This is a genomic window from Planococcus sp. YIM B11945 (assembly GCF_050864155.1).
Lineage (GTDB): Bacteria > Bacillota > Bacilli > Bacillales_A > Planococcaceae > Planococcus.
The window spans coordinates 143,062-167,444 of sequence record NZ_JBOZWR010000001.1; the positions used below are offsets into that span (position 1 = coordinate 143,062).

At 43.1% G+C, this 24,383-nt stretch carries 25 protein-coding genes, 1 tRNA gene and 1 riboswitch; of the genes, 25 read left to right on the forward strand and 1 reads right to left on the reverse strand.

All coding sequences use genetic code 11. The annotated features are described in order from the left end of the window. Positions 1-8: 8 nt before the first annotated feature. From ACRRQV_RS00775 to ACRRQV_RS00820, 10 genes are all read left to right on the forward strand, one after another. A complete protein-coding gene (locus ACRRQV_RS00775; RefSeq protein ID WP_432526664.1) occupies positions 9-422 on the forward strand; it encodes a DUF350 domain-containing protein in 414 nt (137 codons plus the stop codon). Between the two features lie 223 nt (positions 423-645). Further along, positions 646-2,337: an AMP-binding protein gene (locus ACRRQV_RS00780; protein WP_432526666.1), complete on the forward strand. Its 1,692-nt coding sequence runs from the start codon at positions 646-648 to the stop codon at positions 2,335-2,337. A gap of 120 nt (positions 2,338-2,457) precedes the next feature. Next, on the forward strand, positions 2,458-3,054 hold the full coding sequence (locus ACRRQV_RS00785) for a TetR/AcrR family transcriptional regulator (protein WP_432527701.1): 597 nt from the start codon (positions 2,458-2,460) through the stop codon (positions 3,052-3,054). A 1-nt stretch (position 3,055) separates the two neighbouring features. Next, positions 3,056-3,829, forward strand: coding sequence for an enoyl-CoA hydratase (locus ACRRQV_RS00790; RefSeq protein WP_432526668.1), 774 nt, complete (start codon positions 3,056-3,058; stop codon positions 3,827-3,829). Between the two features lie 20 nt (positions 3,830-3,849). After that, positions 3,850-4,623, forward strand: a complete 774-nt coding sequence (locus ACRRQV_RS00795) for an electron transfer flavoprotein subunit beta/FixA family protein (RefSeq protein WP_432526670.1) — start codon at positions 3,850-3,852, stop codon at positions 4,621-4,623. Between the two features lie 559 nt (positions 4,624-5,182). After that, on the forward strand, positions 5,183-6,148 hold the full coding sequence (locus ACRRQV_RS00800; RefSeq protein WP_432526672.1) for an electron transfer flavoprotein subunit alpha/FixB family protein: 966 nt from the start codon (positions 5,183-5,185) through the stop codon (positions 6,146-6,148). Between the two features lie 158 nt (positions 6,149-6,306). Then, positions 6,307-6,621, forward strand: a complete 315-nt coding sequence (trxA, locus tag ACRRQV_RS00805; protein ID WP_106533870.1) for a thioredoxin — start codon at positions 6,307-6,309, stop codon at positions 6,619-6,621. A gap of 51 nt (positions 6,622-6,672) precedes the next feature. Further along, positions 6,673-8,469: an excinuclease ABC subunit UvrC gene (gene uvrC, locus ACRRQV_RS00810; protein WP_432526674.1), complete on the forward strand. Its 1,797-nt coding sequence runs from the start codon at positions 6,673-6,675 to the stop codon at positions 8,467-8,469. A 38-nt stretch (positions 8,470-8,507) separates the two neighbouring features. Beyond that, a riboswitch (Lysine riboswitch) is annotated at positions 8,508-8,683 on the forward strand. Between the two features lie 223 nt (positions 8,684-8,906). Continuing rightward, positions 8,907-10,121: an aspartate kinase gene (locus tag ACRRQV_RS00815; protein ID WP_432526676.1), complete on the forward strand. Its 1,215-nt coding sequence runs from the start codon at positions 8,907-8,909 to the stop codon at positions 10,119-10,121. A 315-nt stretch (positions 10,122-10,436) separates the two neighbouring features. Then, on the forward strand, positions 10,437-11,402 hold the full coding sequence (locus ACRRQV_RS00820) for a nuclease-related domain-containing protein (RefSeq protein WP_432526678.1): 966 nt from the start codon (positions 10,437-10,439) through the stop codon (positions 11,400-11,402). Positions 11,403-11,692: 290 nt separating this feature from the next. Here ACRRQV_RS00820 and ACRRQV_RS00825 read toward each other — a convergent pair whose 3' ends face one another. Further along, positions 11,693-12,094, reverse strand: coding sequence for a YslB family protein (locus tag ACRRQV_RS00825; protein ID WP_432526680.1), 402 nt, complete (start codon positions 12,092-12,094; stop codon positions 11,693-11,695). A gap of 202 nt (positions 12,095-12,296) precedes the next feature. Between ACRRQV_RS00825 and ACRRQV_RS00830 the strand changes: the two genes are divergently transcribed. The 15 genes from ACRRQV_RS00830 (at position 12,297) to ACRRQV_RS00900 (ending at position 24,369) form a co-directional block, all read left to right on the forward strand. After that, positions 12,297-12,911 (forward strand): succinate dehydrogenase cytochrome b558 subunit, encoded by a 615-nt coding sequence (locus ACRRQV_RS00830; RefSeq protein WP_432526682.1) that lies wholly within the window; start codon positions 12,297-12,299, stop codon positions 12,909-12,911. A gap of 44 nt (positions 12,912-12,955) precedes the next feature. Then, on the forward strand, positions 12,956-14,704 hold the full coding sequence (sdhA, locus tag ACRRQV_RS00835) for a succinate dehydrogenase flavoprotein subunit (protein ID WP_432526684.1): 1,749 nt from the start codon (positions 12,956-12,958) through the stop codon (positions 14,702-14,704). Between the two features lie 18 nt (positions 14,705-14,722). Next, positions 14,723-15,493 carry a succinate dehydrogenase iron-sulfur subunit gene (gene sdhB, locus ACRRQV_RS00840; protein ID WP_432526686.1) on the forward strand — a complete coding sequence of 257 codons (771 nt, stop codon included), beginning with the start codon at positions 14,723-14,725 and terminating at the stop codon, positions 15,491-15,493. A gap of 124 nt (positions 15,494-15,617) precedes the next feature. Next, entirely contained in the window at positions 15,618-16,085 is a 468-nt protein-coding gene (locus ACRRQV_RS00845; RefSeq protein ID WP_432526688.1) for an acyl-CoA thioesterase, read from the forward strand. 74 nt (positions 16,086-16,159) lie between these two features. Beyond that, positions 16,160-16,612 (forward strand): MarR family winged helix-turn-helix transcriptional regulator, encoded by a 453-nt coding sequence (locus tag ACRRQV_RS00850; RefSeq protein WP_432526690.1) that lies wholly within the window; start codon positions 16,160-16,162, stop codon positions 16,610-16,612. A 22-nt stretch (positions 16,613-16,634) separates the two neighbouring features. Continuing rightward, positions 16,635-17,438 (forward strand): glutamate racemase, encoded by an 804-nt coding sequence (racE, locus tag ACRRQV_RS00855; RefSeq protein ID WP_432526692.1) that lies wholly within the window; start codon positions 16,635-16,637, stop codon positions 17,436-17,438. Positions 17,439-17,514: 76 nt separating this feature from the next. Beyond that, positions 17,515-18,264 carry a ribonuclease PH gene (gene rph, locus ACRRQV_RS00860; protein WP_432526694.1) on the forward strand — a complete coding sequence of 250 codons (750 nt, stop codon included), beginning with the start codon at positions 17,515-17,517 and terminating at the stop codon, positions 18,262-18,264. Further along, complete coding sequence (locus ACRRQV_RS00865) at positions 18,261-18,866, forward strand: XTP/dITP diphosphatase (protein ID WP_432526696.1); 606 nt, start codon at positions 18,261-18,263, stop codon at positions 18,864-18,866. Before rph ends, ACRRQV_RS00865 begins: the two co-directional genes overlap by 4 nt. A 224-nt stretch (positions 18,867-19,090) precedes the next feature. Further along, a tRNA-Arg gene (locus ACRRQV_RS00870) sits at positions 19,091-19,164 on the forward strand. Positions 19,165-19,308: 144 nt separating this feature from the next. Beyond that, positions 19,309-20,274, forward strand: coding sequence for a tyrosine-type recombinase/integrase (locus ACRRQV_RS00875; protein WP_432526698.1), 966 nt, complete (start codon positions 19,309-19,311; stop codon positions 20,272-20,274). 601 nt (positions 20,275-20,875) lie between these two features. After that, positions 20,876-21,028, forward strand: coding sequence for a hypothetical protein (locus tag ACRRQV_RS00880; RefSeq protein ID WP_432526700.1), 153 nt, complete (start codon positions 20,876-20,878; stop codon positions 21,026-21,028). Positions 21,029-21,232: 204 nt separating this feature from the next. Then, complete coding sequence (locus ACRRQV_RS00885) at positions 21,233-22,222, forward strand: hypothetical protein (RefSeq protein WP_432526702.1); 990 nt, start codon at positions 21,233-21,235, stop codon at positions 22,220-22,222. 274 nt (positions 22,223-22,496) lie between these two features. Further along, positions 22,497-22,844: a hypothetical protein gene (locus ACRRQV_RS00890; protein WP_432526703.1), complete on the forward strand. Its 348-nt coding sequence runs from the start codon at positions 22,497-22,499 to the stop codon at positions 22,842-22,844. A gap of 8 nt (positions 22,845-22,852) precedes the next feature. Beyond that, a complete protein-coding gene (locus ACRRQV_RS00895; RefSeq protein ID WP_432526704.1) occupies positions 22,853-24,106 on the forward strand; it encodes a GLUG motif-containing protein in 1,254 nt (417 codons plus the stop codon). Continuing rightward, the gene (locus ACRRQV_RS00900) at positions 24,106-24,369 is read left to right on the forward strand and encodes a hypothetical protein (protein ID WP_432526706.1); all 264 of its coding nucleotides are present in this window, start codon (positions 24,106-24,108) and stop codon (positions 24,367-24,369) included. Before ACRRQV_RS00895 ends, ACRRQV_RS00900 begins: the two co-directional genes overlap by 1 nt. Positions 24,370-24,383 lie beyond the last annotated feature (14 nt).

Below are 24,383 nucleotides of genomic sequence, written 5' to 3' on the forward strand. Positions count from 1 at the left end.
GAATGATCATGTCGGAAACTGGATTCTGGACCCATCCGCTCGTCGAAACCGCCGGCTATTTTAGTGTAGTCGTTTTGTGTTTGATTGTTTCGATGGTGATTTTTGAAATTATTACAAAGTATAAAAACTGGGAAGAAATCAAAAAAGGCAATGTGGCAGTTGCGATGGCAACCGGCGGCAAAATATTCGGAGTCACCAATATTTTCCGGTTTTCGATTGAGCGGCACAGTTCGCTGCTTGAAATGATCGGCTGGGGGCTGTACGGTTTTACGCTTCTCATTTTTGCTTATGTGTTGTTTGAATTTTTAACACCTAAATTTAATGTGGACGATGAAATCGAAAACGACAATCGCTCGGTAGGGTTTATCTCATTGACTATTTCGGTTGGATTATCGTATGTAATCGGGGCAAGTATTTCTTAGGAGTTGGACAAATTGGAAAACCTCATCAAAATTTTGTTTGTTTGCTGCATCTTGTTCATCCTTGTCGGGATTGTCTTTTTATTTATTATTTAGAGAAACAAGCGGCGGGCATAAAAGCCCTCCGCTTGTTTCTTTTAAAATATAGTTTGTAAGCGTTGTCATTATTTACTATAATAAAAGTAGGAATATTTGCGCTATTTAAAACGAATAGGAGGTAGAAAGAATGACCCAAAAGCCATGGCTTGCCCATTATCCACCAGAGGTTCCGCATACGCTTGACTATCCGAGCATTCCGGTACAAGAGTATTTGACCCAAGCCTACAAAGAATTCCCGGAAAAAAACGCAATTCATTTTATGGGGAAAGAAATTACGTACGAAGAGCTCTTTGAATCGGCACAGAAGTTTGCAAATTATTTGCAGAAGCTCGGCATCCAAAAAGGAGACCGAGTTTCCATCATGCTGCCGAACTGTCCACAAGCGGTAATCAGCTTTTATGGCGTGTTGTATGCAGGCGGCGTCGTCGTCATGACGAATCCTCTTTACACGGAACGAGAAGTGGCCTACCAACTGAAAGATTCTGGCGCCCGTGCCATCGTTGCACTCGATATTTTGTTCCCGCGCATTACAAATGCGGTGCAGGAAACTGATATTGAAAACCTCATCATTACCGGCATAAAAGAATATCTTCCATTCCCTAAAAACATTGTTTATCCCTTCATCCAGAAAAAACAATATGGCATGGTCGTGAAAGTTGAACATCGCGGCATCAACCACTTGTTTACGGAAATCATGAAATCCGCTTCAACAACCGTTGAAAAACCGGCGTTCGACTTTGAAGAAGATTTGGCGTTGCTTCAATATACCGGTGGGACTACCGGATCGCCGAAAGGGGTTATGCTGACGCACAAAAACTTAATTTCCAACGCGACCATGTGCGACACTTGGCTGTACAAATGCAAAAAAGGCGAAGAAACCATTATGGGGATCATCCCGTTATTTCATGTCTATGGCCTCACGACGGTTCTTATTTTGTCAGTGATGCAAGGAAATAAAATGGTATTGCTGCCAAAATTTGAACCGGAAACGGCATTAAAAACCATTAACAGGCAAAAACCGACTTTGTTCCCGGGAGCGCCGACGCTTTACATCGGTTTGATGAACCACCCGGATATTGCCAAGTACGATTTGTCTTCCATCGAAGCATGTTTAAGCGGTTCAGCGCCGCTGCCGGCAGAAGTACAGGAAAAGTTCGAGTCGATTACAGGCGGGAAGTTGGTTGAAGGATATGGATTGACTGAAACCTCTCCAGTTACGCATTCCAATCTGGTATGGGGAGAACGGACAAAAGGGTCTATCGGTTTGCCGTATCCGGATACGGATTGCCAGATTTTCTTGCCGGGCACGACGGAACCTGTTTCAGTCGGAGAAATTGGGGAAATTGCCATTAAAGGGCCGCAAGTGATGAGGGGCTATTGGAAACGCCCGGATGATACAGCAGCAACCATCGTAAACGGCTGGTTATTAACTGGCGATCTTGGCTATATGGATGAAAGCGGCCATTTCTTTATTGTAGACCGCAAGAAAGACATGATCATCGCAGGAGGCTTTAACATTTATCCGAGGGAAATTGAAGAAGTATTGTATGAACATGAAGCGATTCAGGAATGTGTCGTAGCCGGCATTCCAGATCCATACCGTGGAGAAACAGTAAAGGCTTACATTGTGCAAAAAGAAGGGTATAATGTAACAGAAGAGGAATTCAACTTGTATTGCCGGGAACATTTGGCTGCGTTCAAAGTGCCGCGCATTTATGAATTCCGTAAAGAACTGCCAAAAACCGCTGTAGGCAAAATCCTGCGCCGCGCATTGGTTGACGAAGAAACCGCGAAGCAAAACGAAGCGGTTCCATCTTAACCAGCAACTTTCTAAGCTGGCATTGGATAAAGCTTGACACTATAAGGCATTAACTATAATATGAAAATATGAATGAACCGCCATTCATATTTTCATATTTTTTTGGGTGGTGATGAGTTGGTGAAAAAGGAAAAACCAAAATACAAGCAAATCATCGATGCGGCAGTCGTGGTGATTGCAGAAAACGGCTATCATCAAGCGCAAGTCTCCAAAATTGCAAAGCAAGCAGGAGTAGCTGATGGTACAATCTACTTGTATTTTAAAAACAAAGAAGACATTCTCATTTCGGTTTTCCAAGAAAAAATGGGTGTGTTTGTCAGCAAACTAGAAGAAATTCTCACGCAGGAAATAAAAGCGTCGGAAAAATTGGGGTTAATGATTGAAAGCCATTTTAATTTATTAGCCAACGATTTGCATTTGGCCATCGTCACCCAATTGGAACTTCGGCAATCAAACACCGAAATTCGTATGAAAATCAATGGCGTCTTACGAGAGTATTTATTGTTGATGGATAAAATATTGGTAAGCGGAATGGAAAACGGCGAATTTGATCCTTCGATGGATATTCGTTTAGCAAGACAGATGGTTTTCGGTACAATGGATGAGACGATTACTACTTGGGTCATGAATGACCATAAGTACAATCTAGTCGAATTGGCGCCCAAGGTTCATCATTTATTGATGAAAGGCATGCGCTCAGAAGAAAGGGGTTTATAAAATGGAATTCATTAGCTGGAAAAAGGAAGATGGCGTCGCAATTGCAACAATTAACCGCCCTCCTGCAAACGCTTTATCGCGTTCCCTAATTTTAGAAGTAGACGAATTGTTGAACCAGGTGGCAGAGGACAAAGAGGTCCGCGTCATCGTTTTGCATGGAGAAGGCCGGTTCTTTTCAGCTGGAGCTGACATCAAAGAATTTACGCAAGTCAGCTCTGGAGAAGAATTTTCAAAGCTTTCTGCGAGCGGACAAGAAGTATTTGAACGAGTTGAAAAATTCCACAAACCGGTGATCGCAGCGATTCATGGAGCAGCGCTTGGCGGCGGTTTGGAATTGGCAATGGGTTGCCATATGCGTTTTGTCTCCGAAAATGCTAAACTAGGATTGCCGGAACTTCAGCTTGGGCTGATTCCTGGCTTTGCAGGGACACAGCGTTTGCCAAGATATGTCGGAGTGGCCAAAGCAGCTGAAATGCTCTTGACGAGCGATCCGATTTCTGGAACCGAAGCAGCGCAATTTGGCTTGGCTAACCGCGCATTCGCCGAAGAAGACTTACTTCCGCAAACGCTTTCAATTGCGAAAAAAATTGCGAAGAAAAGCCCGGTTTCGGTTAAAGCGGCGATCGATATGCTGCAATATGCGAAACACGCTTCTTATTACGAAGGCGTTGCGGCAGAAGCCCAATCGTTCGGCACCGTTTTTGTTTCAGAAGATGCAAAAGAAGGCATCCAGGCATTCCTGGAAAAACGCGAAGCACAATTTAAAGGGAACTAATACTTGGGAGGTTTATGTTCATGAACATTTATGTATTGTTAAAACGTACGTTTGACACAGAAGAAAAATTGGTGATTTCTAATGGGAAGATCCAAGAAGATGGCGCGGAATTCATCATCAATCCATATGACGAATACGCGATTGAAGAAGCAATTACCGTACGCGACGCACAAGGCGGCGAAGTCACTGTCGTAACAATCGGCGGCGAAGAAGCTGAAAAACAATTGCGCACAGCGCTTGCGATGGGTGCAGATAAAGCCGTATTGATCAACACGGAAGACGATTTAGATGAGATGGATCAGTATACCACAGCATACATACTGGCTGAATACTTGAAAGATAAAGAAGCAGACTTGATTCTTGCCGGCAACGTGGCAATCGACGGCGGTTCAGGCCAAGTCGGACCTCGCGTAGCGGATCTATTAGGAATTAACTACGTAACGACGATCACAAGCCTTGAAATCGACGGAACGACCGTAACAATCGTCCGCGATATCGAAGGAGACGCAGAAGAACTTGAAACGTCGCTTCCTTTATTGGTAACAGCGCAGCAAGGATTGAATGAACCTCGCTATCCGTCGCTTCCAGGAATCATGAAAGCGAAGAAAAAACCGCTTGAAGAACTGGAATTGGATGATTTGGACATCGAAGAAGACGATGTTGAACCAAAAACAGAAACGCTTGAAATCTACCTGCCGCCGAAAAAAGCGGCTGGCCGTGTATTAGAAGGCGATTTGACAAACCAAGTATCTGAACTAGTCGGCTTATTGCGCAACGAAGCGAAAGTTATTTGATTATAAAAAAATAAGATACTGAGATATTTATAATATGTTGAATTTAACTTTTGTAATTGCTGATATTCCGCAAAACAGCTGCGCTTTCCGCGGGCTCGCGCCGAACTAACTAAAACCCGTGCTCCTGCATCGCTGCGCTAGCTTCGTCGCAAAGCCTTGCCCTCGCAGGCTTCGGTCAAGACTTGGCTAAACGCCCGAGTGGATTTCGGCACTTCGCTATCCCGCAGGCAAGACATTGACCGAAGGTAGTTCGGTCGATGTCTTTGCGACGAAGTGCGCAGCACTGCAGGAGCAGTAAGTTTTTCTCCGCTGTTTTGCTCCATATCTTCTAACCAACAAGTAATAAGAAAGCAATTTTACATTTAGTCTCTTTTTGTATTAAGAAATATTGTAGCTTCGGCGCGTCCAGGGGCTAGGCGAAGCCAGAAGACGGATGTTCTTCCCGGCTTCTGGTGGGAGCCATGCCCAAAGTGACCGAAGCGGCTTAATGATAATCGATTTATTTTGGTGAACTTATATAAAATCAATTTTTCACATCTACTTAGGGGGTAAACGGACTATGTCGAAAAAAGTATTAGTGTTGGGCGAAACGCGCGAAGGCGCATTGCGCAACGTATCATTTGAAGCTATTGCCGCTGCGAAACAAATTTCAGACGGTGGCGAAGTCGTCAGCGTTTTGCTTGGAGACGCAGTGAGCGAATTTGGAGCTGAACTTATCAATTACGGAGCTGACCGCGTCATCACAGTTGAGCATCCGCATTTGAAATCATATACATCTGACGGTTACGGGCAAGCGTTCATGGCTGTTATTGAGCAAGAAAGCCCAGACGCTTTGGTTTTCGGCCACACAGCTGTCGGGAAAGACTTATCACCGAAAATTGCATCGAAGCTTCAAGCAGGCCTTGTTTCTGATGTAACGGCAATCGAAGGAGAAGGCGATGATGCTGTATTTATTCGCCCGATCTATTCCGGTAAAGCGTTTGAGAAAAAGACCATCAAAGAAGGTACAGTTTTCGTTACAATCCGGCCAAACAACATTGCACCGCTTGCGCGTGAAGAGCGTTCAGGCGACGTCAGCTCACTATCAGTCGACATCACAAACTTGCGCACGATTATCAAAAACGTGGTCCGCAAATCAGCGGAAGGCGTCGATCTTTCGGAAGCGAAAGTTATCATTGCCGGCGGCCGCGGCGTGAAAAGTGCAGAAGGCTTTGGACCGTTGCAAGAACTTGCGAACCTGTTAGGCGGAGCGGTTGGCGCTTCTCGCGGAGCATGTGACGCAGACTATGTGGACTATTCGCTGCAAATCGGACAAACAGGAAAAGTGGTAACACCCGACCTTTATATTGCAGCCGGCATTTCCGGAGCGATCCAGCATTTAGCGGGAATGTCCAACTCGAAAGTCATTGTTGCGATCAATAAAGACCCAGAAGCGAACATTTTCAAAGTAGCGGATTACGGCATCGTAGGTGACTTGTTCGAAGTCATTCCAATGCTGACGGAAGAATTCCGTAAAGTAATGTAATTTTTGGGGGCGGCCTTCTTAACTGCAAGGCCGCTTTTATTCGTTTAATCCTGGAAAAATACGGGTAAATAAACTACAGGCAAATAAATAGCTAGTGAAAAAAGCGCATGCTATAATCTGTATTATAGTAATGGTTTACAAATAAGGAGGAATTATTAATGGCAATTGTACACGGCACAGATCAGAACTTTTCACAAGAAATCGCAGAAGGATTAGTACTAGTCGACTTTTGGGCGACTTGGTGCGGACCTTGTAAAATGATTGCTCCAGTATTGGAAGAACTTGACGCTGAAATGAGCGATAAAGTGAAAATCGTCAAAGTAGACGTTGATGAAAACCAAGAAACAGCAGGAAACTACGGCATCATGTCAATTCCGACTCTTCTATTGATGAAAGACGGAGAAACAGTTGATAAAGTAGTCGGTTTCAGACCAAAAGAAGCATTAGCTGAATTGGTTAACCAACACGCATAATTAATTCTAAACCGGGTCCTGGGTGGCCCGGTTTTTTAATAGGGTGATATGATGAAAAACGAATTGATATCGCATAAATTGGCGATCCTTCCCGACCAGCCGGGATGTTATTTGATGAAAGACCGCCAAAATACCATCATTTATGTGGGCAAGGCGAAAGTGTTGAAAAACCGTGTACGTTCTTATTTTACGGGAAGCCATGATACGAAAACACAGCGCCTGGTAAATGAAATCGAGGATTTTGAATACATTGTTACCAGTTCTGATAAAGAAGCGCTCATTTTGGAACTAAACTTAATCAAAAAACACGACCCGAAATACAACATCATGCTAAAAGATGACAAAACCTACCCGTATTTAAAAATAACGGGGGAACGCCATCCGAAGCTGATTACCACTCGTCAAGTTAAAAAAGACAAAGGCAAGTATTTCGGCCCTTATCCGAATGCCTTTGCGGCAAGCGAAACGAAAAAATTGCTCGACCGGCTGTATCCATTGCGGAAATGCCATCAGATGCCAGACCGGGCTTGCCTTTATTACCACATGGGGCAATGTTTGGCGCCGTGCATCAAACCGGTCGAACGAGAAACCTACCAAGAAATGATTGACGGCATTACGAAATTCTTGAACGGCGGCTTCCGGGAAGTCAAACAGCAGTTGGTGGAAAAAATGTCCGAAGCGGCAGAAAATCTGGAATTCGAGCGGGCGAAAGAATACCGCGACCAAATTTCCCATATCGAGACCGTTATGGAAAAGCAGAAAATGGCGATGAACGATTTCACCAACCGCGATGTGTTTGCTTATGCGGTCGACAAAGGCTGGATGTGCGTCCAAGTGTTTTTTGTGCGCCAAGGCAAGCTGATCGAACGCGACGTTTCGTTATTCCCGCTATACCGGGACCCGCAGGAAGAATTCATGACATTCCTCGGCCAGTTTTACGAGCAATCGCACCACGTCAAGCCCAATGAGGTTTTATTGCCGGAAGGCGAAGACGCCGATTTGGTAAGGGAGTGGCTCGATGTCCGGGCGCTTGTGCCGCAGCGGGGCAAGAAAAAAGATTTGGTTGAACTCGCGAAGAAAAACGCTGAAATAGCCATCAAAGAAAAATTCCAGCTGTTGGAACGCCAAGAAACGAAAACGATCGGTGCGTGCGTCGAGCTCGGCGAAGCGATGAACATTGAAACGCCGCTGCGCATCGAAGCGTTTGACAACTCGCATATTCAAGGCGCCGACGCGGTATCGGCGATGATTACATTTATTGACGGCAAGCCATCTAAAAAAGATTACCGGAAATACAAAACACGCAATGCGTCAAAACCTGATGATTACGCAGCGATGCGCGAAGTCATCCGCCGCCGCTATACCCGCGTCTTAAAAGACAACTTGCCACTTCCGGATTTAATCATTATTGACGGGGGCAAAGGGCAAATCGAATCGGCGCGCGAAATTTTGGAAGACGAATTGGGCTTGTCGATTCCGATCGCTGGACTTGCGAAAGACGCCAAGCACCAAACATCACAACTATTGTACGGCTCGCCGATTGAAATGGTGCCGCTTAAACGAACAAGTGAAGCGTTTTACTTGCTGCAGCGCATCCAAGACGAAGTCCACCGTTTTGTTATTACGTTCCACCGCCAGCTGCGGGGGAAAAACGCCATTACTTCTTCCCTTGATAATTTAGAAGGCGTCGGGCCAAAACGCAAGCAGCAATTGCTGAAGCATTTCGGTTCGGTGAAGAAAATAAAAGAGGCATCCGTGGAAGAATTGAAAGAAGCGGGAATGCCCGTCGGATTAGCGTTGTCGATTCAAAAGCATTTTAGTGAAGAAACATTGTCAACCGAAAAATAGTATGCTATCGTAATAGCATAATTGAATCACTTGTAACGAGTGGTGATAGAGGTGCGAACGTCAAAAGTACCCATTCCGAGACAGACAGAGTCGATGAAGGATGGGGAAAGGGGCGGTCGCCGAAGTGTGCGATGTTGCTGTAGACACGCATGCTGGTTCTGCATTTAAGAAGTGCCGGGCTGTCAGAGTCGATCTCTGGAGGGCTATCTCACATGGACGTTTTTCGTGCATGGTAAAAGAGGTAGTTGGCTGCAAGCGCAGCGGGCTGCCTCTTTTTCTTTTGAGGGCCACATAAAGAGAAACTTCATTCAATGGGAGCTCCATCCCCAGTGAATGTTAGTTGATCCAATCGGGTTTTTACGGCCAGTGGACTCCCGGTTGGAACAACGGGAGTCTTACTGACCGTTAAAACGGGATAAATTGTGGGAGTGGATAAAATGGAGACAAGTGTGATGAAATTCGGAGGGACGTCGGTTGCAACTCCTGAGAAAATTATTGGAGTCGCGAAACGGGCCATCCGTGAAAAAGAGCAGGGCCGCCGCGTCGTGATTGTCGTTTCAGCAATGGGCAAAACGACGGACACGCTCGTGGCATTGGCGAATGAAATTTCGACGGAGCCGCCAAAACGGGAAATGGACATGCTGCTCGCAACCGGCGAGCAAGTGACGATTTCGTTGTTGGCGATGGCATTCAAATCGCTTGGCCACGAAGCCCTGTCGTTTACCGGCTGGCAGGCGGGAATCGAAACGGAATCCGTTCCGCGCAATGCACGCATCGAACACATTCACACTGAGCGCTTGGAACGTGTGCTGGACAGCGGTTTTATTTGCGTCGTTGCCGGATTTCAAGGCGTCGACAAAATCGGCAATATCACAACACTCGGCCGCGGCGGCTCCGATACCACTGCAGTCGCCCTCGCTGCCGCGTTGAATGCGGAAAAATGCGAAATTTACACGGATGTAGACGGCGTCTATACGTCAGATCCGCGATATGTCACAGGTGCGCGGAAACTCGAACAAATTTCGTATGACGAAATGCTGGAGCTCGCCAATCTCGGAGCAGGCGTCTTGCATCCGCGCGCGGTGGAATTTGCCAAAAACAACAATGTCCCGCTTTCGGTGAGAGCGAGTTATTCAGACGAACCGGGCACAACTATACAAGAGGTGATCACTGTGGAAAAAAATCTAATCGTCAGAGGCGTTGCGTTCGAACCGGGCATCGCCCGTATAACAGCAAGCTACGACAAACCGTTCAATGGCTCATTGGCCAAGATTTTCATGAAACTTGCGGAACACCACATCGATGTCGACATCATCGTCCAAAGCATCTCCGACGAAGTGCCGCCGTCCGTGTCCTTCTCAATTAAAGAAGACAGCTTGGATGAGACGATACGTGTATTGGAAACTTATCGCAGCGAAATCGGCTTCTCATCGGCCAATTTTGAAGTGGGTTTGGCGAAAGTCTCCATTGTTGGCTCCGGGATGGTTTCAAACCCAGGTGTCGCCGCGCGCATGTTCGACATTCTCCGCGTGCAGGACATTCCAGTCAAAATGGTCAGCACGTCCGAAATCAAAGTCTCCGTCGTCGTGCCGGCAAGCGACATGGAAAAATCCGCAAATGCGTTGCATGATGCTTATGGTTTGTCGTTTTAATAAATTATTTTGAGGCCCGTTGATTGACGGGTCTTTTTTTATTGGAAAAAGCTGTTTGGCATATAAAAATTCGTTAAATGAAAACAAATGTAAATTATCGAACATAAAAATGAATTAACGCACACAAGTTATATATTTCGAACACAAATTTACAAGAATGAACACAAATCGTATTTTTAAACGACAGTACAATAGCGAAACCTAGATAAAAAATCAAAACCAAGGCTCCGATTGCCTGTCAATTAATGGTATGCTCAATGCATGAGGGTTAAATAATTCATTAGGAAAAGGGAGGAGTACATTATTAAAACAGAAGTGGAATTGCTGCCTTGGGAAGAATCTTTAAAACTTTTATTGAGCAGGCTGGATGAAACACATTCGCAGCGAAAACTTATCGAATCTGAACTTCACCGCACGCTAGCTGAAAAAAGAGGGGAAAAACGAATCCAAGAAGGCTTCAAGGAGTTTTATTGGGAAGAGGATTATGAAATGTTATGGGATGTTAATTTAGAGATGAATGAATGGAAGGTGCAACTCGACGGTTTGTTAGTGACCGAGCGATGCGCTATCATCATTGAATCTATAAATACTGGCGGAAAGATTACGTTTAATCAAGAAACAGGTGAGTTTTATCAAATTGATGACGATGGAGAAAAAGCGGTCATGGAAGATCCGACTTTCCAAATGGACAAACACATTCGCTTTTTAACAGCATGGTTCAAGCAGCGAAAGATCACCTTGCCAGTTCAAGGATTGATTGTCTTTACTTCAGAAAACTGTGAGTTCGTCGAGAAACCTGGCGCTTTTCCTATTTGCAAACTTTATCAAATGCATTACCACCTTCATAAGTTGCTTCAAGCACATCCTCAAAAGACAGCTTTGTTTCAACTTGTAAAAATAAAAAAATTGATTGAACTAAACACAACTCCCTACGAAAGAATTCCTGCTTGTACATATTTCCAAATAAATCGTGAAGATTTATTAAGCGGAGTGTATTGCATCGCTTGTAATTCCCACTCAATGCGCCGCCTTCATAGAACGTGGTTCTGTACTAACTGTGGCGGACGTGATGCCGCAGCGCACAAACTAGCCATTGAAGAATATTTTTCACTTGTAGACAGGCAATTAACTACACAGCAATTCCTTCACTTTTGTGGCATAGAGTCCCGATTTGTAGCCGGGCGCATGTTAGCGGAGGTCAATTTGGACACTTTAGGGGCTAATAAAAACCGGGTTTATCTCTTAAAGCAGCCAAACGAAAAAGCAAAAGGAACGTTTTAACTTGAATTAACATATGCCTGCAAACTGATGTTTCCGCACATAAATTTGGTTATTGCCACTTTAGATTAAGTGAAAGCACTCAAACTCTTTTGGAAGCGCATATATTCTAATTTCCCTACATAAAACAAAAAAGGCTGTCTAATAAGTCTTTAAAATAAAACGGACGGAGAGAAAGGATTCCTTTTTCTCCGTCCGTTTTATTGATTTTGCCCAAAATCCCGAATTTCAAAAGCTGTATACGCCCAGCAAAATGGACATAGGCTTTTCCTTTTGAGACAGCCCCGAGGAAATCACACTTGCTCACGCAAGTCGGTTTTTAACGTAATGCGGACCATATTCTTTTTCTGAAATACTTCCTCGTAAGCTTCTGTCAAAAAGCCGCTGAGTTTTTGTTTTTGCTGGGCGAGAAATCCGGCTTCCAGTTTAAAACAGCGGTTGTCGATTTTTACGGGAGTTAAAACGAAAATGGTTTCGTCTTTGGACATTTTTTCGAGCACTAATTCACCGAAATTTGCTTGCTGGAAAAAATCAGAGGCTTCATCCATGGCAAATAACGGGAATTTCCGGGCCAATGACTTGCCGGCCCAATACAGGATGTCGGTTTCGTTCTTTCCTAAAATATCTGGTAAAACGTGGTCCCGAATAAGTTCGTAACCAAAATCATCATTATTCGTTGTTTCTGATACGGTCATTTTAAACCTACTTTCAATATAATAAATTTCTACTAAGAATCTACTCAAAAAACTGACGCTGCCTTGACGCTCCTTTAGGGGCGGAGTACAATAAATATGTCATATTATTGTATCATGATGTTAGTTGCAGTCAATGGATGCTTTCGTAACATATCGATAGCTCGGTTGGCTGCCTATTATTGGGTTGAGGAGGGTAAAAATTTTGGAAAACAATCGTGAATTTTTATTGCGCAGGTTGCACTCTTTGCTTGGAATCATTCCGATCGGATTATTCCTGACGCAGCATTTGATCGTCAACCATTTTGCAACACAAGGTGAATCAGCATTTAATGATGCATCTCACTTCATGGCGAACTTGCCGTTCGTTATTTTCTTGGAGATTTTCGTTATTTATTTACCGTTGGTGTATCATGCATTCTACGGCTTATACATAGCGTTTACTTCCAAACACAATGTGGGCCATTACAGCTATTTGCGCAACCGCCTTTTGGTCTTGCAGCGGTACACTGGGATTTTGCTTGTTGTGTTTATCGCATGGCACGTATTTGAAACACGTTTCCAAGTAGCAGTGGGCAATGCGGCAGAAGCTGACTTTAATATGATGGCGGATATTTTGTCGAATCCATTCATGTTGGCGTTCTACATTGTAGGAGTATTATCTGCGACATTCCACTTGGCGAATGGATTATGGTCATTCCTTGTAACATGGGGAATTACGCAATCTGAAAAATCACAGCGTTATGCGAACTATTTCACGCTTCTAGTTTTTGTTGTACTATCGATTATTGGTATCAGAGCATTGTTCGCGTTCGTTTAAGAACGCTTCCATACTGGTGAACTAAAAGAGGAGTGAATACCAAAATGGCGAAAGGCAAACTTATTATTGTCGGCGGGGGACTTGCTGGTTTGATGGCAGCAATCAAAGCTGCAGAAGCAGGATCACCCGTTGAACTATTTTCGATCGTTCCTGTAAAACGGTCCCACTCTGTTTGTGCACAGGGCGGAATTAACGGAGCGGTGAATACAAAAGGTGAAGGGGATTCCCCGGCAATTCACTTTGACGACACTGTCTACGGCGGGGACTTCCTGGCGAACCAAAAACCGGTTCAAGCGATGGCGGAAGCAGCACCAGGAATTATCCGCTTGCTAGACCGCATGGGCGTTATGTTCAACCGTACGCCTGAAGGTTTGCTGGATTTCCGCCGTTTCGGCGGAACGATGCACCACAGAACCGCATTCGCTGGAGCGACAACTGGCCAGCAATTGCTTTATGCACTTGACGAGCAAGTTCGCCGCCAAGAAGCAAACGGCTTGGTTACAAAATACGAAGGCTGGGAATTCCTTGGCCTTGTGTTGGATGAAAACGGCATAGGACGCGGCATTACGGCGCAAAACATGACGACAATGGAAATCAAAGCGTTCCGCGGCGATGCAGTCATCATGGCGACTGGCGGCCCGGGAATCATTTTCGGAAAATCAACCAACTCGGTGATCAATACAGGATCTGCAGCTTCGATCGTTTATCAGCAAGGCGCTTATTACGCAAACGGCGAATTTATTCAAATTCACCCGACTGCGATTCCAGGCGACGATAAACTTCGTTTGATGTCAGAATCGGCACGCGGTGAAGGCGGACGTATTTGGACATACAAAGACGGCAAGCCTTGGTACTTCTTGGAAGAAAAATACCCGGCTTATGGAAACTTGGTTCCACGTGACATTGCGACACGTGAAATTTTTGATGTCTGCGTTAACCAAAAACTTGGCATTAACGGAGAGAACATGGTTTACTTGGACCTTTCACACAAAGACCCGAAAGAATTGGATATTAAACTGGGCGGAATCATCGAGATCTATGAGAAATTCACAGGCGACGACCCGCGCAAAGTTCCAATGAAAATCTTCCCGGCTGTCCACTATTCGATGGGCGGACTTTGGGTTGATGACCACCAAATGACAAGTATTCCAGGCGTACTTGCTGCCGGAGAATGCGATTATTCGCAGCACGGGGCAAACCGTTTAGGTGCGAACTCACTTCTATCAGCTATTTACGGCGGTATGGTGGCAGGTCCGAATGCAATCGAGTACATTAATGGTTTGGATACGCTTGCGGAAGATCTTCCATCTGATATCTTCGATGCCGCAGTGGCTGAAGAGCAGCGCAAATGGGAAGAAATTCTCGCACTTGACGGAACTGAAAATGCTTATGTTCTCCACAAAGAACTTGGTGAATGGATGACGGATAACGTGACTGTAGTTCGCTATAACGACCGATTGCAGAAAACGGATGAGAAGATCCAGGAATTGTTACAACGCTTTGACAACATTAGCATTACGGACACACAACTTTGGAGCAACCAAGGTGCGATGTTCGCACGCCAATTGAAAAACATGTTACATTTAGCTAGAGTAATTACACTCGGCGCGCTTCGGCGCAACGAGAGCCGCGGCGCTCATTACAAGCCGGACTTCCCTGAGCGCAATGACGAGGAATTTTTGAAAACGACAATGGCAAAATTCGATGGTTATAATGAACCGATTTTCCATTACGAAGAAGTCGACGTTTCTTTAATTCCACCGCGCATCCGTGATTATTCAGCGAAACACTAAGAAGGGAGCTAATTTACCATGGGTGAAGCAGCAAAAACGGTTTTATTTGAAATCGAACGCAGAAACTCTACGAACGAAGAGTCGTATTGGGAAAAGTTCGAATTACCATATCGCGCCAACATGAATGTCATCTCGGCATTGATGGAAATCCGTCGTAACCCTGTTAACATGGAAGGGAAAAAGACAACCCCGGTAACGTGGGACATGAACTGTCTGGAAGAAGTTTGTGGCGCTTGTTCAATGATCATCAACGGCAAAGCACGCCAATCGTGTACAGCTTTGGTTGACCAGTTAGAACAGCCGATCCGCCTTCAGCCGATGAAAACATTCCCAGTAGTCCGCGACTTGATCGTTGACCGCAGCCGGATGTTCGAATCGTTGAAAAAAGTTAAAGCTTGGGTTCCAATCGATGGAACGCATGATTTAGGCGAAGGACCTCGCATGCCTGAACGCAAACGCCAATGGGCTTACGAATTATCAAAATGCATGACGTGCGGCGTGTGCTTAGAAGCATGCCCGAACGTTAACGATAAATCCGATTTCATCGGACCTGCTCCACTTTCACAAGTACGTCTTTTCAATGCGCATCCAACGGGTTCTATGAACCGCGATGAGCGCTTGAACGCCATCATGGGCGAAGGCGGGCTTGCAAGCTGCAGTAACTCTCAAAACTGTGTTGAATCTTGCCCTAAAGGAATTCCTTTGACAACTTCAATCGCAGCATTGAACCGCGAAACGACTGTTCAAATGTTCCGCAACTTCTTCGGAAGCGACAGAATGGTTGACTAGGAGTTTTCAAAACCCCCGCTTTAAGCGGGGGTTTTTATTTTGTTCTGTTTTAGCGGAAATTCCGTACCTTGACATGCATATTTGCTATACTAAAAAAACATACTGATAAAATGGAGGCTAAACGATGAAAGCGAGTTATATTGAGAATTTAGATGAGTGGAAAAAAGGCTTTTCTTTTTCGGTTCCTGTACACGTCCGTTTTTCGGAAACCGATATGTTCGGCCACGTCAACAACACGGTGCCGATTACGTATTTCGAATTTGCACGCATCGAATATATGAAAGAACTTGGGTTGATGCAGCACTGGCTGATGGGCGACAATGGCTGCATTCCGGTAGTCGCGGACATACAAGTCGATTACACGCAGCAAGTCTATTTTGATGAACTATTGGATGTCCATGTAAAAGTCGATTCAGTGGGCCGTTCGTCAATCGATGTTCATTACTGGGTCACCAATGAAAAAGGGGAAACGTGCTTTACCGGAAGAGGGGCCATGGTCCAAATTTCGAAAGAAACCGGCAAAGGGCATCCGTGGACAGAGGGAGAAAAAGAACTTTTTGCAAGGCAGCACTCGCTATCCGCAAAAAACTAAGGATTTCTTGCCATATTGGGGAAAAACCTTCACTATAGAAAGTAACAATTGTATTTAAGGAGTGAAATTGATTTATGGCCGACAACATTAAAAACAAGGTGCACGACCCAGAACGGATCGCGTTTATGGAAAAAGAATTGCGGTACATCTCCGGCATCATTAAGCAAAAAGGCCGGGAAATTTTAAATTCGTATACGATTACTCCCCCGCAATTTGTAGCCCTCCAATGGCTTTTTGAGCATGGGGACATGACAATCGGCGATCTTTCCAATAAAATGTACTTGGCTTTCAGTACCACAACCGACTTGGTTGACCGGATGGAAAAAAACAATTTGGTCATGCGGATCCGCGAAGAGCAAGACCGCCGCGTCGTCCGTATCAAGTTGTTAAAAGAAGGCGAGCGGATCATTGAAGAAGTGATTCAAAAACGGCAAGAGTATTTGCAGACGGTGTTGGCTGATTTTTCAGAGCCGGAAGTGGAACAGTTTTCATTTTTGCTGGAGAAATTGCATACCAACATGAAATAGTTAAGGATTGAGGAGATAAACGGTGAACGCGCCAATTGGTGTTATTGATTCAGGAGTAGGCGGCCTTACAGTCGCTAAAGAAATTATGCAGTTGCTGCCAAATGAACAAATTTACTATGTCGGTGATAACGCCAGATGTCCCTACGGACCTCGTCCAATCGCAGAAGTTCGGAAATACACGTGGCAAATGGCTACCGCTTTAATGAAGAAAAATATTAAAATGCTGGTGATCGCGTGCAATACCGCGACGGCCGCCGCATTGAATTCCTTGCAAAAGCATTTGCCGATCCCGGTGATTGGCGTAATTTTTCCGGGAGCGAGAGCTGCTGTCACTTCTTCTTCTACAAAAGAGATTGCCGTACTCGGGACGCTCGGAACCGTACAAAGCGGGGCGTACGAAAAAGCCATCAAATCGCTCGTATCGTCTTCGCACGTTGTCCAGCTGGCGTGTCCGCGATTTGTGCCACTGGTGGAAAGCGACGAATACGAAGGCGAATTTGCAAGGGAAATGGTGAAAGATACGCTTTCTCAGCTAGCAGGCGAATCGTTTGATACAGCGATATTAGGTTGTACCCACTATCCGCTACTGCAAGGGTTTATTGAAGAATCGTTCGGCAAAGGAGTCCGGGTGCTTTCTTCTGCAGAAGAAACCGCCAAAGATGTCGAGCGGCATTTGGATTATATTAACCGCCGGGCAAAACGAAAAAAACCGCCTGTGCACCATTTTTACACTTCGGGATCTACGCCAATTTTTCAGACAATCATTGAAAAATGGCTTGGCATAGAAGACCCGTTGATCCATTCCATTCGTTTTTCCAAAACCTGACGATCCATTGTTGGGTTTTTTGTCGTTCATGACCAAATATGGTACGCTAATTGAGCAAACATAAGGAGGAAATCCCATGACACGTATAGACGAACGAACAGCCAATCAACTACGACCGGTGCATATGGACGTTGAATATTTGATTCATCCCGAAGGTTCCGTACTGATTACTGTCGGCCAGACAAAAGTAATCTGCACAGCGACAATTGAAGAAAAAGTTCCAGGCTTTTTAAGAGGGCAAGGAAAAGGCTGGGTAACCGCTGAGTATTCCATGCTGCCGCGTGCGACAAACAGCCGCAACCAGCGGGAAGCATCCCGCGGGAAAATTGGCGGCCGAACGATGGAAATCCAACGATTGATCGGCCGTGCTTTGCGTGCAGTTGTCGACTTGGAAAAATTGGGCGAACGCACACTTTGGATTGACTGCGACGTCATCCAGGCAGACGGCGGCACGCGGACTGCTTCGATTACTGGCGCGTTTGTCGCAATGGTGATGGCGATCGGCAAACTGGAATTGTCGGCTTTCCCGGTAACGGATTTCTTGGCGGCAACAAGCGTCGGGGTTGTTCCGGAAATAGGGGCGGTTCTTGACTTGAATTATTTTGAAGATTCTTCGGCCGACGTCGACATGAATCTCGTCATGACCGGAGCCGGCCATTTTGTCGAGCTTCAAGGAACTGGTGAAGAATCGACGTTTACACGCGCAGAGCTGAACGAATTGTTGGACCTCGGCGAATCAGGCATCCAGCAATTGATTGCAATACAGCGCGAAGTATTGGGAGAGTTGGCTGAGCGAATCGGCGAAGAGGTGAACTCGAACCTATGAAACAAGTAATCATTGCGACACAAAACAAAGGCAAGGCTAAAGATTTTGAAGCCTTGCTGTCGCCGCTTGGCTATGAGGTCTTGACGCTGCTTGATGTGGCAAAAGACCTCGATGTGGAAGAGACCGGCACGACGTTTGAAGAAAACGCCATCTTAAAGGCAGAAGCGGTCGCTCATGCGCTGCAAACAACTGTAATAGCCGACGACAGCGGCTTGGAAATCGACGCCTTAAACGGTGGGCCAGGCGTGTATTCCGCACGGTATGCAGGTCTAGAAAAAAGCGATGAAGCCAATATCGACAAAGTCTTGGCGAATCTTGAAGGCGTTCTTGACGAAGAACGCACCGCTCGTTTCCGCTGCGTTTTAGCCGTAGCGGCTCCAGGTCAAGAAACCATAACGTTCGCCGGCTTTTGTGAAGGCCATATATTGAAAGAGCGCCGCGGGGAAAACGGCTTTGGCTACGATCCGATTTTTTATGTGCCGACGCTGAATAAAACGATGGCCGAACTGTCCGCACAAGAAAAAGCGGCGATTTCCCATCGCGGCAATGCGCTGCGTGAATTGGAACGCGCTATGCCGGAATGGCTGAGAACAGAAAAATAAAACACTGGAAATACTTTCTTTAATTATTTTTTTGAAATAGCGTTGACTTTTCTTAAAATGATTTCTATAATAAGAATTGTCTTTCGTTAGAAAAGCGAAGGCGCCCATGTAGATTCGACGGGCATAAGACGAAGGGGTGAAGCGGCATCTTTTCAGCCACACAGCCAGAGTGGCTTATGATCCCGAGAATCTGGGCGCCGGAGTCTGGACACTAAGAAAGTAGCGTCTCAGTAGCTCAGCTGGATAGAGCAACGCCCTTCTAAGGCGTCGGTCGGGGGTTCGAATCCCTCCTGGGACATTTTGGTAATAGTCGAAATCATTGATATATCAACGTTTATAAGCTTTAGGGGAAACGGTCAGGATTCTAACCTAACAATTATCTCCCTAAACTATGCGTTGAACGAAACTACCTTCTAATCTAATTGATTAGGAGGTTTTTTTGTTGCCTAAAAAAAGTGGTGTGTTTGATGTTGCTATTGATGTAAGAGGAATAATCGAACCAACAAAGCAACAGAAGGAAAATAAGATGTTGATTGAGCAAGCGCTAGAAATTGTTATTAAGCAAATGAAAGTAAGTGGGTTTCGCAAAAGGACAATAAGCGATTATCAATTGCACATGAAGCATTATAGAGAAATTACAGGTAGTACATATCTAAATGAAATTACCTCTAAGAGTATCTACGATTGGTTAGGTTCTATGACTGTATCTAATCAAACAAAGCTTACACGCTTAAAATGCTTTAAAGCTATCCTTTCAAAATTCTTTGATAATGGGTGGCTTGAAGCAAAGTTTTGGAAGCAGATAAACGTTAAGGTAGATAAAAACGTCAAAAAGGGTGCTACAGGCAATGATATAAGCGTTCTGCTGTCTCTGCTTGACTTGAACACTTTCATAGGCCTGAGAGACGCTGTAGCGATTATTACGCTATTTAAAACAGGTATTCGGATCAATACTCTTGGTCAGTTGGAAGAAAAGCATATCGACTTTGATACTTTAACCCTAAATTTAGACGGCTCAATCTTGAAGAATCACAAAATGTTGCAATTACCTATAGATGAACAGATGGCAAAATTGTATAAAGTATTGATTCAACAAAATGAGAAAATCAGAGCGAGATATAACCAGAAGAATAATTATCTTTTCATTAGCCAAAAGGGAACTTCCCTTGATACGAAATCAACTAACAATGCGATTTCTAAGAGGTTGCATAAGTACAGTAAGGAATTTGACTTGAAGAATATTAATCCTCATGCAATAAGGCGAGGATATGGAAAGGCATTATTAGAGAAGGGTGCAAACGTAGCATTAATATCTAAAGCTCTTGGACATAGCAATTTAGCAGTTACAAATTTATATCTGGATTTAGATGTAAGTGAAGTAGCTACCAATTTAAGAACCTATTTATAGGCATAAAAAAAGAAGATCAGTGATTGCAGTCACTAATCTCCTTAACTAAATATAGAATACTCCCGTATTCAAAATTGTACCTTCATGTTATCGCAAAAAATGTGATATTGCAAGGGTTATTAAGTATTGTCTTTTTACGGGAGGTTCATGAGGGGATTGCCGTTAAACCTCATTAAATCCTACGTCAAGAATCCCAACTACAGCAAAAATAGGGATATATCCGACATTAAAGGGTTTCCTTGTTTACCCTGTTGGAAGAAAGGTGGTAGCCACCTCAAAGGGCTAGGTGTGATTACTGTAACGTTAAGGCGTTAGCATTATATCTCTGTAATCATCTGGGGCAGTAATCAGATGGGAGTATAAGAAACGAAAGTTTCCAATTAAACAAGGTCGTAGAAACCTCATATATCAGCGACTACATGACGCTAGTTAAAAACGGAATTGCTGCTTTACTTTCAGACATAGTTTTATTTGTGTTTGAAAGTAAGGCAACAATTATCGACATTTCCTATAATCGCTCCCCATTCTGCTAGTTGAAAAGCGTCAAAGTCAAGTAAATAGACAGAAAGAATAAAGAAAATTATCATAGGAGGAATAGACAATGGAGGATATTAAAAAAGAAATTGAGGAAGCGAAAGAAAGCTTATGGAATATGATAGTGAATGGTTCAGATCAGGAGAAGATAAATAACTGTAGGTATTATATAAGCTATCTTGAAGAGGATTATAAACAACAATCTCATTTAAATTTTTAAATAAAATATGAGTTTTATTGGATAAATGACATGCAAAAAAGCCCTATTTTACGGGTGTTTGGGCATGTCTACTTTTCATGTTTTTTAGACGCATATACAATAAAATGAAATTTTTACAAAATCTAGTTGATAAATCGAAGAAATCAGTATATAATATATAAAGTGGGGATTTTTTACGTTCCTGCTATAAGGGAGAAATGAGAATTGAACTTTAAAGAGAAGATAAAAGCACATCAACAAGGGGAATTTGATTTTGCTACTGAGATATTAGAATTAGCTCAATCAAATATGGTTAATACTACAATGATCTGTAAGCAGGTAGAGCAAGAGTTTTACAATGAAGAAGATGGACATTACACATTAACATTTAATCGGTGGAGACCAAAGTATTCACCAAAGAAAAATACTGCTGAGTATCGCTTGGCTTACAATGTGAAAGTATGGCTTGCTAGATATACTAAGAAATCTAATAGCATGAGAAAGAAATATTTGTTTGAAGGAAGCCAACATGAAATACAAGATGGTGACGCTCTCCATTTGATTTATAGCACATTTGTAAAGCATGGCTTCCATTATCATAAAGATGATTTTGATAAAGTCCCTGCTAAAGTTTGGGACAAGATTGGTAAAGGAACTGTTTATCATGAGTTTGTGGAGTTTTTAAATATTCTTCCTGCAATCAATAGAGAGAAGAAAAAGTTAGCGGATCAGTATTCGCCTTTGATTTTAGAATTTCTAAATGAGGTGCTTCCTAGCGTTGATTTGACCAGAACAGAAGATGAAATTATTGGCTTTATTGCTATCAGCACAAAACATAAAGTAGACCGCAAACTTACTAAACTGCTTGAAACTAAAGTCCATCATATTAACGGTGAAAAGTATTATGTAACGAAAGAGAAAATCCGTAAGAATAAATTTATTAAAACTAATGCTGCGAGCGTTCTGAATCTTGATGAAGGTAAATTAACACGCAATCAAGCAAGCTTCTACAATTTGCTAAAGAGTAAGATGCAGAAAGAAATTAACGCTGCTAACATTGATCCATTCACTTTTGATGTAGATGGTAATATCATTGGATACAACAAACGTTACTTTGCTTTAGCAGTTGAAATGAAAGAATCTGCATTTAAGAACAGAATTAAGCGTATGGAAGAGAAATCTCAACTACCAACTGCTGACAAGGCAGTTATTTAATAACACTAAAACGTAACACTTATTGTTTATAATTAGGTACTATTGTAGGGGTGAATTAGTCAAACTAATTTATCCTTCATTCACGTATTTTTTTCCTCCAGATTAATTTACGTGCTACACATACTGAATACTATGAGGAGTCAAGACCTCAGTTCGTGTTTAGTCATTATTTATTCCCTACTAAGAACCTCTTAATGCCATTAGAGGTTCTTTTTCTTATGCTTATTAATCAAAAATTTCAATAAAACATTTAAATGAAAAGAGGTCATTTTATATGGCAGAAATCAATCAATACGGTTATCAAAAGATTCGTGAGTTTGTAATTGCTAACTGGAAATACTTAGAGGTTCGCAAACCAGACGGTACAGTTTTAAAGCGTTTTGGGACTGCTGACGGTCTTGTAATCACAGGTAATGGCTCAACCCCAACAATCGAATACAAGCTAGTCATTAAAGGTTCAGACGCTTTATTTACTAATCAAACAGTAGGGAAGTCAGTTGTATTTGATTCCCCAACTGGAATTAATGCAATTGCAACAGAAAGCTTCACTAACTTTACATTTGAATCTGCTGATGATGAATTAACAATCGTTCATAAACTACAAGTACCGCAAGTATTGTAGGTGATTAAATGTTAGGATCAGGCACTATTGCAAGTCCTTATCAAGTTAGTACGATTGCAGATTTAAACGCTGTAAGAAATAATTTAACGGCTCATTACAAGCTAATGAATGATATTGATTTATCATCTGTAGCAAACTTTGTTCCTATCGGTGCTGATTATAATAACTCCTTTAGAGGTGTATTTGATGGTAACGGTAAGAAAATAAAAAATCTCACCATTTATAAAACTACTGTAAATATCGGTTTGTTTGCCTATGTAAGAGAAGGAACAGTTAAGAATCTTGCTCTTGTGGATTGTTCCGTAAAAGGAAAATCTGATACAAACTATGTCGGTGGAATTACTGGATATACTACTAGTAAATCAACAATAGACCAATGTTCTGTTACAGGTGAAATTTTTGGACAATATGGAGTAGGTGGGCTTGTTGGGTGGCACGTTGAATCAACAGTATCTAACTCCTGGGCTTCTTGTAAAGTTGATGGTGCTGGTCGTGTAGGTGGATTAGTCGGAAATATAACTAATTCATTAGGTTTCATAAGAAACTCATACACTTACGGCACAGGAACAGCAACGGGGTCTGGATATGAAAGTATGGCTTTAACTGGTGATTTATTAAGTGGTGCAACTGCTGCTAATAACGTTACAGATTCTTTCTATAACGTAGATACTAATTCTAAATCACAATCAGGAACGCCACTGACCACTTCTCAGTTTGCTGATCCATCTAATTTTTCTAGTTGGGATTCTTCAATTTGGGGATTTGCAGATTACCCTTATCTTAAAGTTTTTGGTGTTCCGTCACTTCCTGCTAAGAAAGTTACAGCAACAGTTACTAGCCATTTAGGTATTGTATTAAGCTCTCTGAGTCGTTCAAAGCGTAAGTTGCAGTCGGTGGTAACATCTACTCAATCTATCTCTTCAAGCGTCTCTAAGAGAGCTACAGCAATTGCAGAATCCATGATAGACGACATTGTAAGCAATGTTGAAGCATTGGCTAACGCTAATATTAAAACTCACATTGTTTCCTCTAAAGTATCTGGAATTGGTTCTAATGCTTCTCGAATAGTTAAAGCTATCAGAACAGTAGAATCAACTATGCAGCCAGTAAGAATTGTGACTGAAATTATTGTGCCATTTAAAGAAGAACAGCCAGTATATGCAATGATTTATATTATAGAAAATCAATCAAACGTTAATTTAATGACCAATGAAACAAATACAGAACTAAGAGAAAACGCAACAGAAATGAGCGTGATTTAATGTTAAAAGGCGATACGGCTCGCTTGTGTGTTTCCTTCAAGGATTTTCATGGCAATGCTATTGATCCAGAAGAGGTAACACTCAAAATATACGATAAGCAACAACTTCTTTCGGAGACGATTACAGAGGGTATTGTTGACCTCTCACAAGGTTCATACTACTGCGATTACACCGCTGACTCAGATTTTATCTTTGAGTTTAGCGGTATTTATTTTGGTAAACCTGTCTTATCACGACAAGAAGTAAAACTAAAATTTAATTAATAAAAAGGAGAATC

Excerpts from the sequence above, each read along its gene's own strand:
- ACRRQV_RS00775 (WP_432526664.1), top strand. The coding sequence starts at position 9 with ATGTCGGAAACTGGATTCTGGACCCATCCGCTCGTCGAAACCGCCGGC.
- ACRRQV_RS00850 (WP_432526690.1), top strand. The coding sequence starts at position 16,160 with ATGGCCGACAACATTAAAAACAAGGTGCACGACCCAGAACGGATCGCG.
- ACRRQV_RS00790 (WP_432526668.1), top strand. The coding sequence starts at position 3,056 with ATGGAATTCATTAGCTGGAAAAAGGAAGATGGCGTCGCAATTGCAACA.
- ACRRQV_RS00815 (WP_432526676.1), top strand. The coding sequence starts at position 8,907 with ATGGAGACAAGTGTGATGAAATTCGGAGGGACGTCGGTTGCAACTCCT.
- ACRRQV_RS00845 (WP_432526688.1), top strand. The coding sequence starts at position 15,618 with ATGAAAGCGAGTTATATTGAGAATTTAGATGAGTGGAAAAAAGGCTTT.
- ACRRQV_RS00800 (WP_432526672.1), top strand. The coding sequence starts at position 5,183 with ATGTCGAAAAAAGTATTAGTGTTGGGCGAAACGCGCGAAGGCGCATTG.
- ACRRQV_RS00795 (WP_432526670.1), top strand. The coding sequence starts at position 3,850 with ATGAACATTTATGTATTGTTAAAACGTACGTTTGACACAGAAGAAAAA.
- ACRRQV_RS00890 (WP_432526703.1), top strand. The coding sequence starts at position 22,497 with ATGGCAGAAATCAATCAATACGGTTATCAAAAGATTCGTGAGTTTGTA.
- uvrC (WP_432526674.1), top strand. The coding sequence starts at position 6,673 with ATGAAAAACGAATTGATATCGCATAAATTGGCGATCCTTCCCGACCAG.
- trxA (WP_106533870.1), top strand. The coding sequence starts at position 6,307 with ATGGCAATTGTACACGGCACAGATCAGAACTTTTCACAAGAAATCGCA.
- ACRRQV_RS00865 (WP_432526696.1), top strand. The coding sequence starts at position 18,261 with ATGAAACAAGTAATCATTGCGACACAAAACAAAGGCAAGGCTAAAGAT.
- sdhB (WP_432526686.1), top strand. The coding sequence starts at position 14,723 with ATGGGTGAAGCAGCAAAAACGGTTTTATTTGAAATCGAACGCAGAAAC.
- rph (WP_432526694.1), top strand. The coding sequence starts at position 17,515 with ATGACACGTATAGACGAACGAACAGCCAATCAACTACGACCGGTGCAT.
- ACRRQV_RS00825 (WP_432526680.1), bottom strand. The coding sequence starts at position 12,094 with ATGACCGTATCAGAAACAACGAATAATGATGATTTTGGTTACGAACTT.
- ACRRQV_RS00880 (WP_432526700.1), top strand. The coding sequence starts at position 20,876 with ATGGAGGATATTAAAAAAGAAATTGAGGAAGCGAAAGAAAGCTTATGG.
- ACRRQV_RS00895 (WP_432526704.1), top strand. The coding sequence starts at position 22,853 with ATGTTAGGATCAGGCACTATTGCAAGTCCTTATCAAGTTAGTACGATT.
- sdhA (WP_432526684.1), top strand. The coding sequence starts at position 12,956 with ATGGCGAAAGGCAAACTTATTATTGTCGGCGGGGGACTTGCTGGTTTG.
- ACRRQV_RS00900 (WP_432526706.1), top strand. The coding sequence starts at position 24,106 with ATGTTAAAAGGCGATACGGCTCGCTTGTGTGTTTCCTTCAAGGATTTT.
- ACRRQV_RS00780 (WP_432526666.1), top strand. The coding sequence starts at position 646 with ATGACCCAAAAGCCATGGCTTGCCCATTATCCACCAGAGGTTCCGCAT.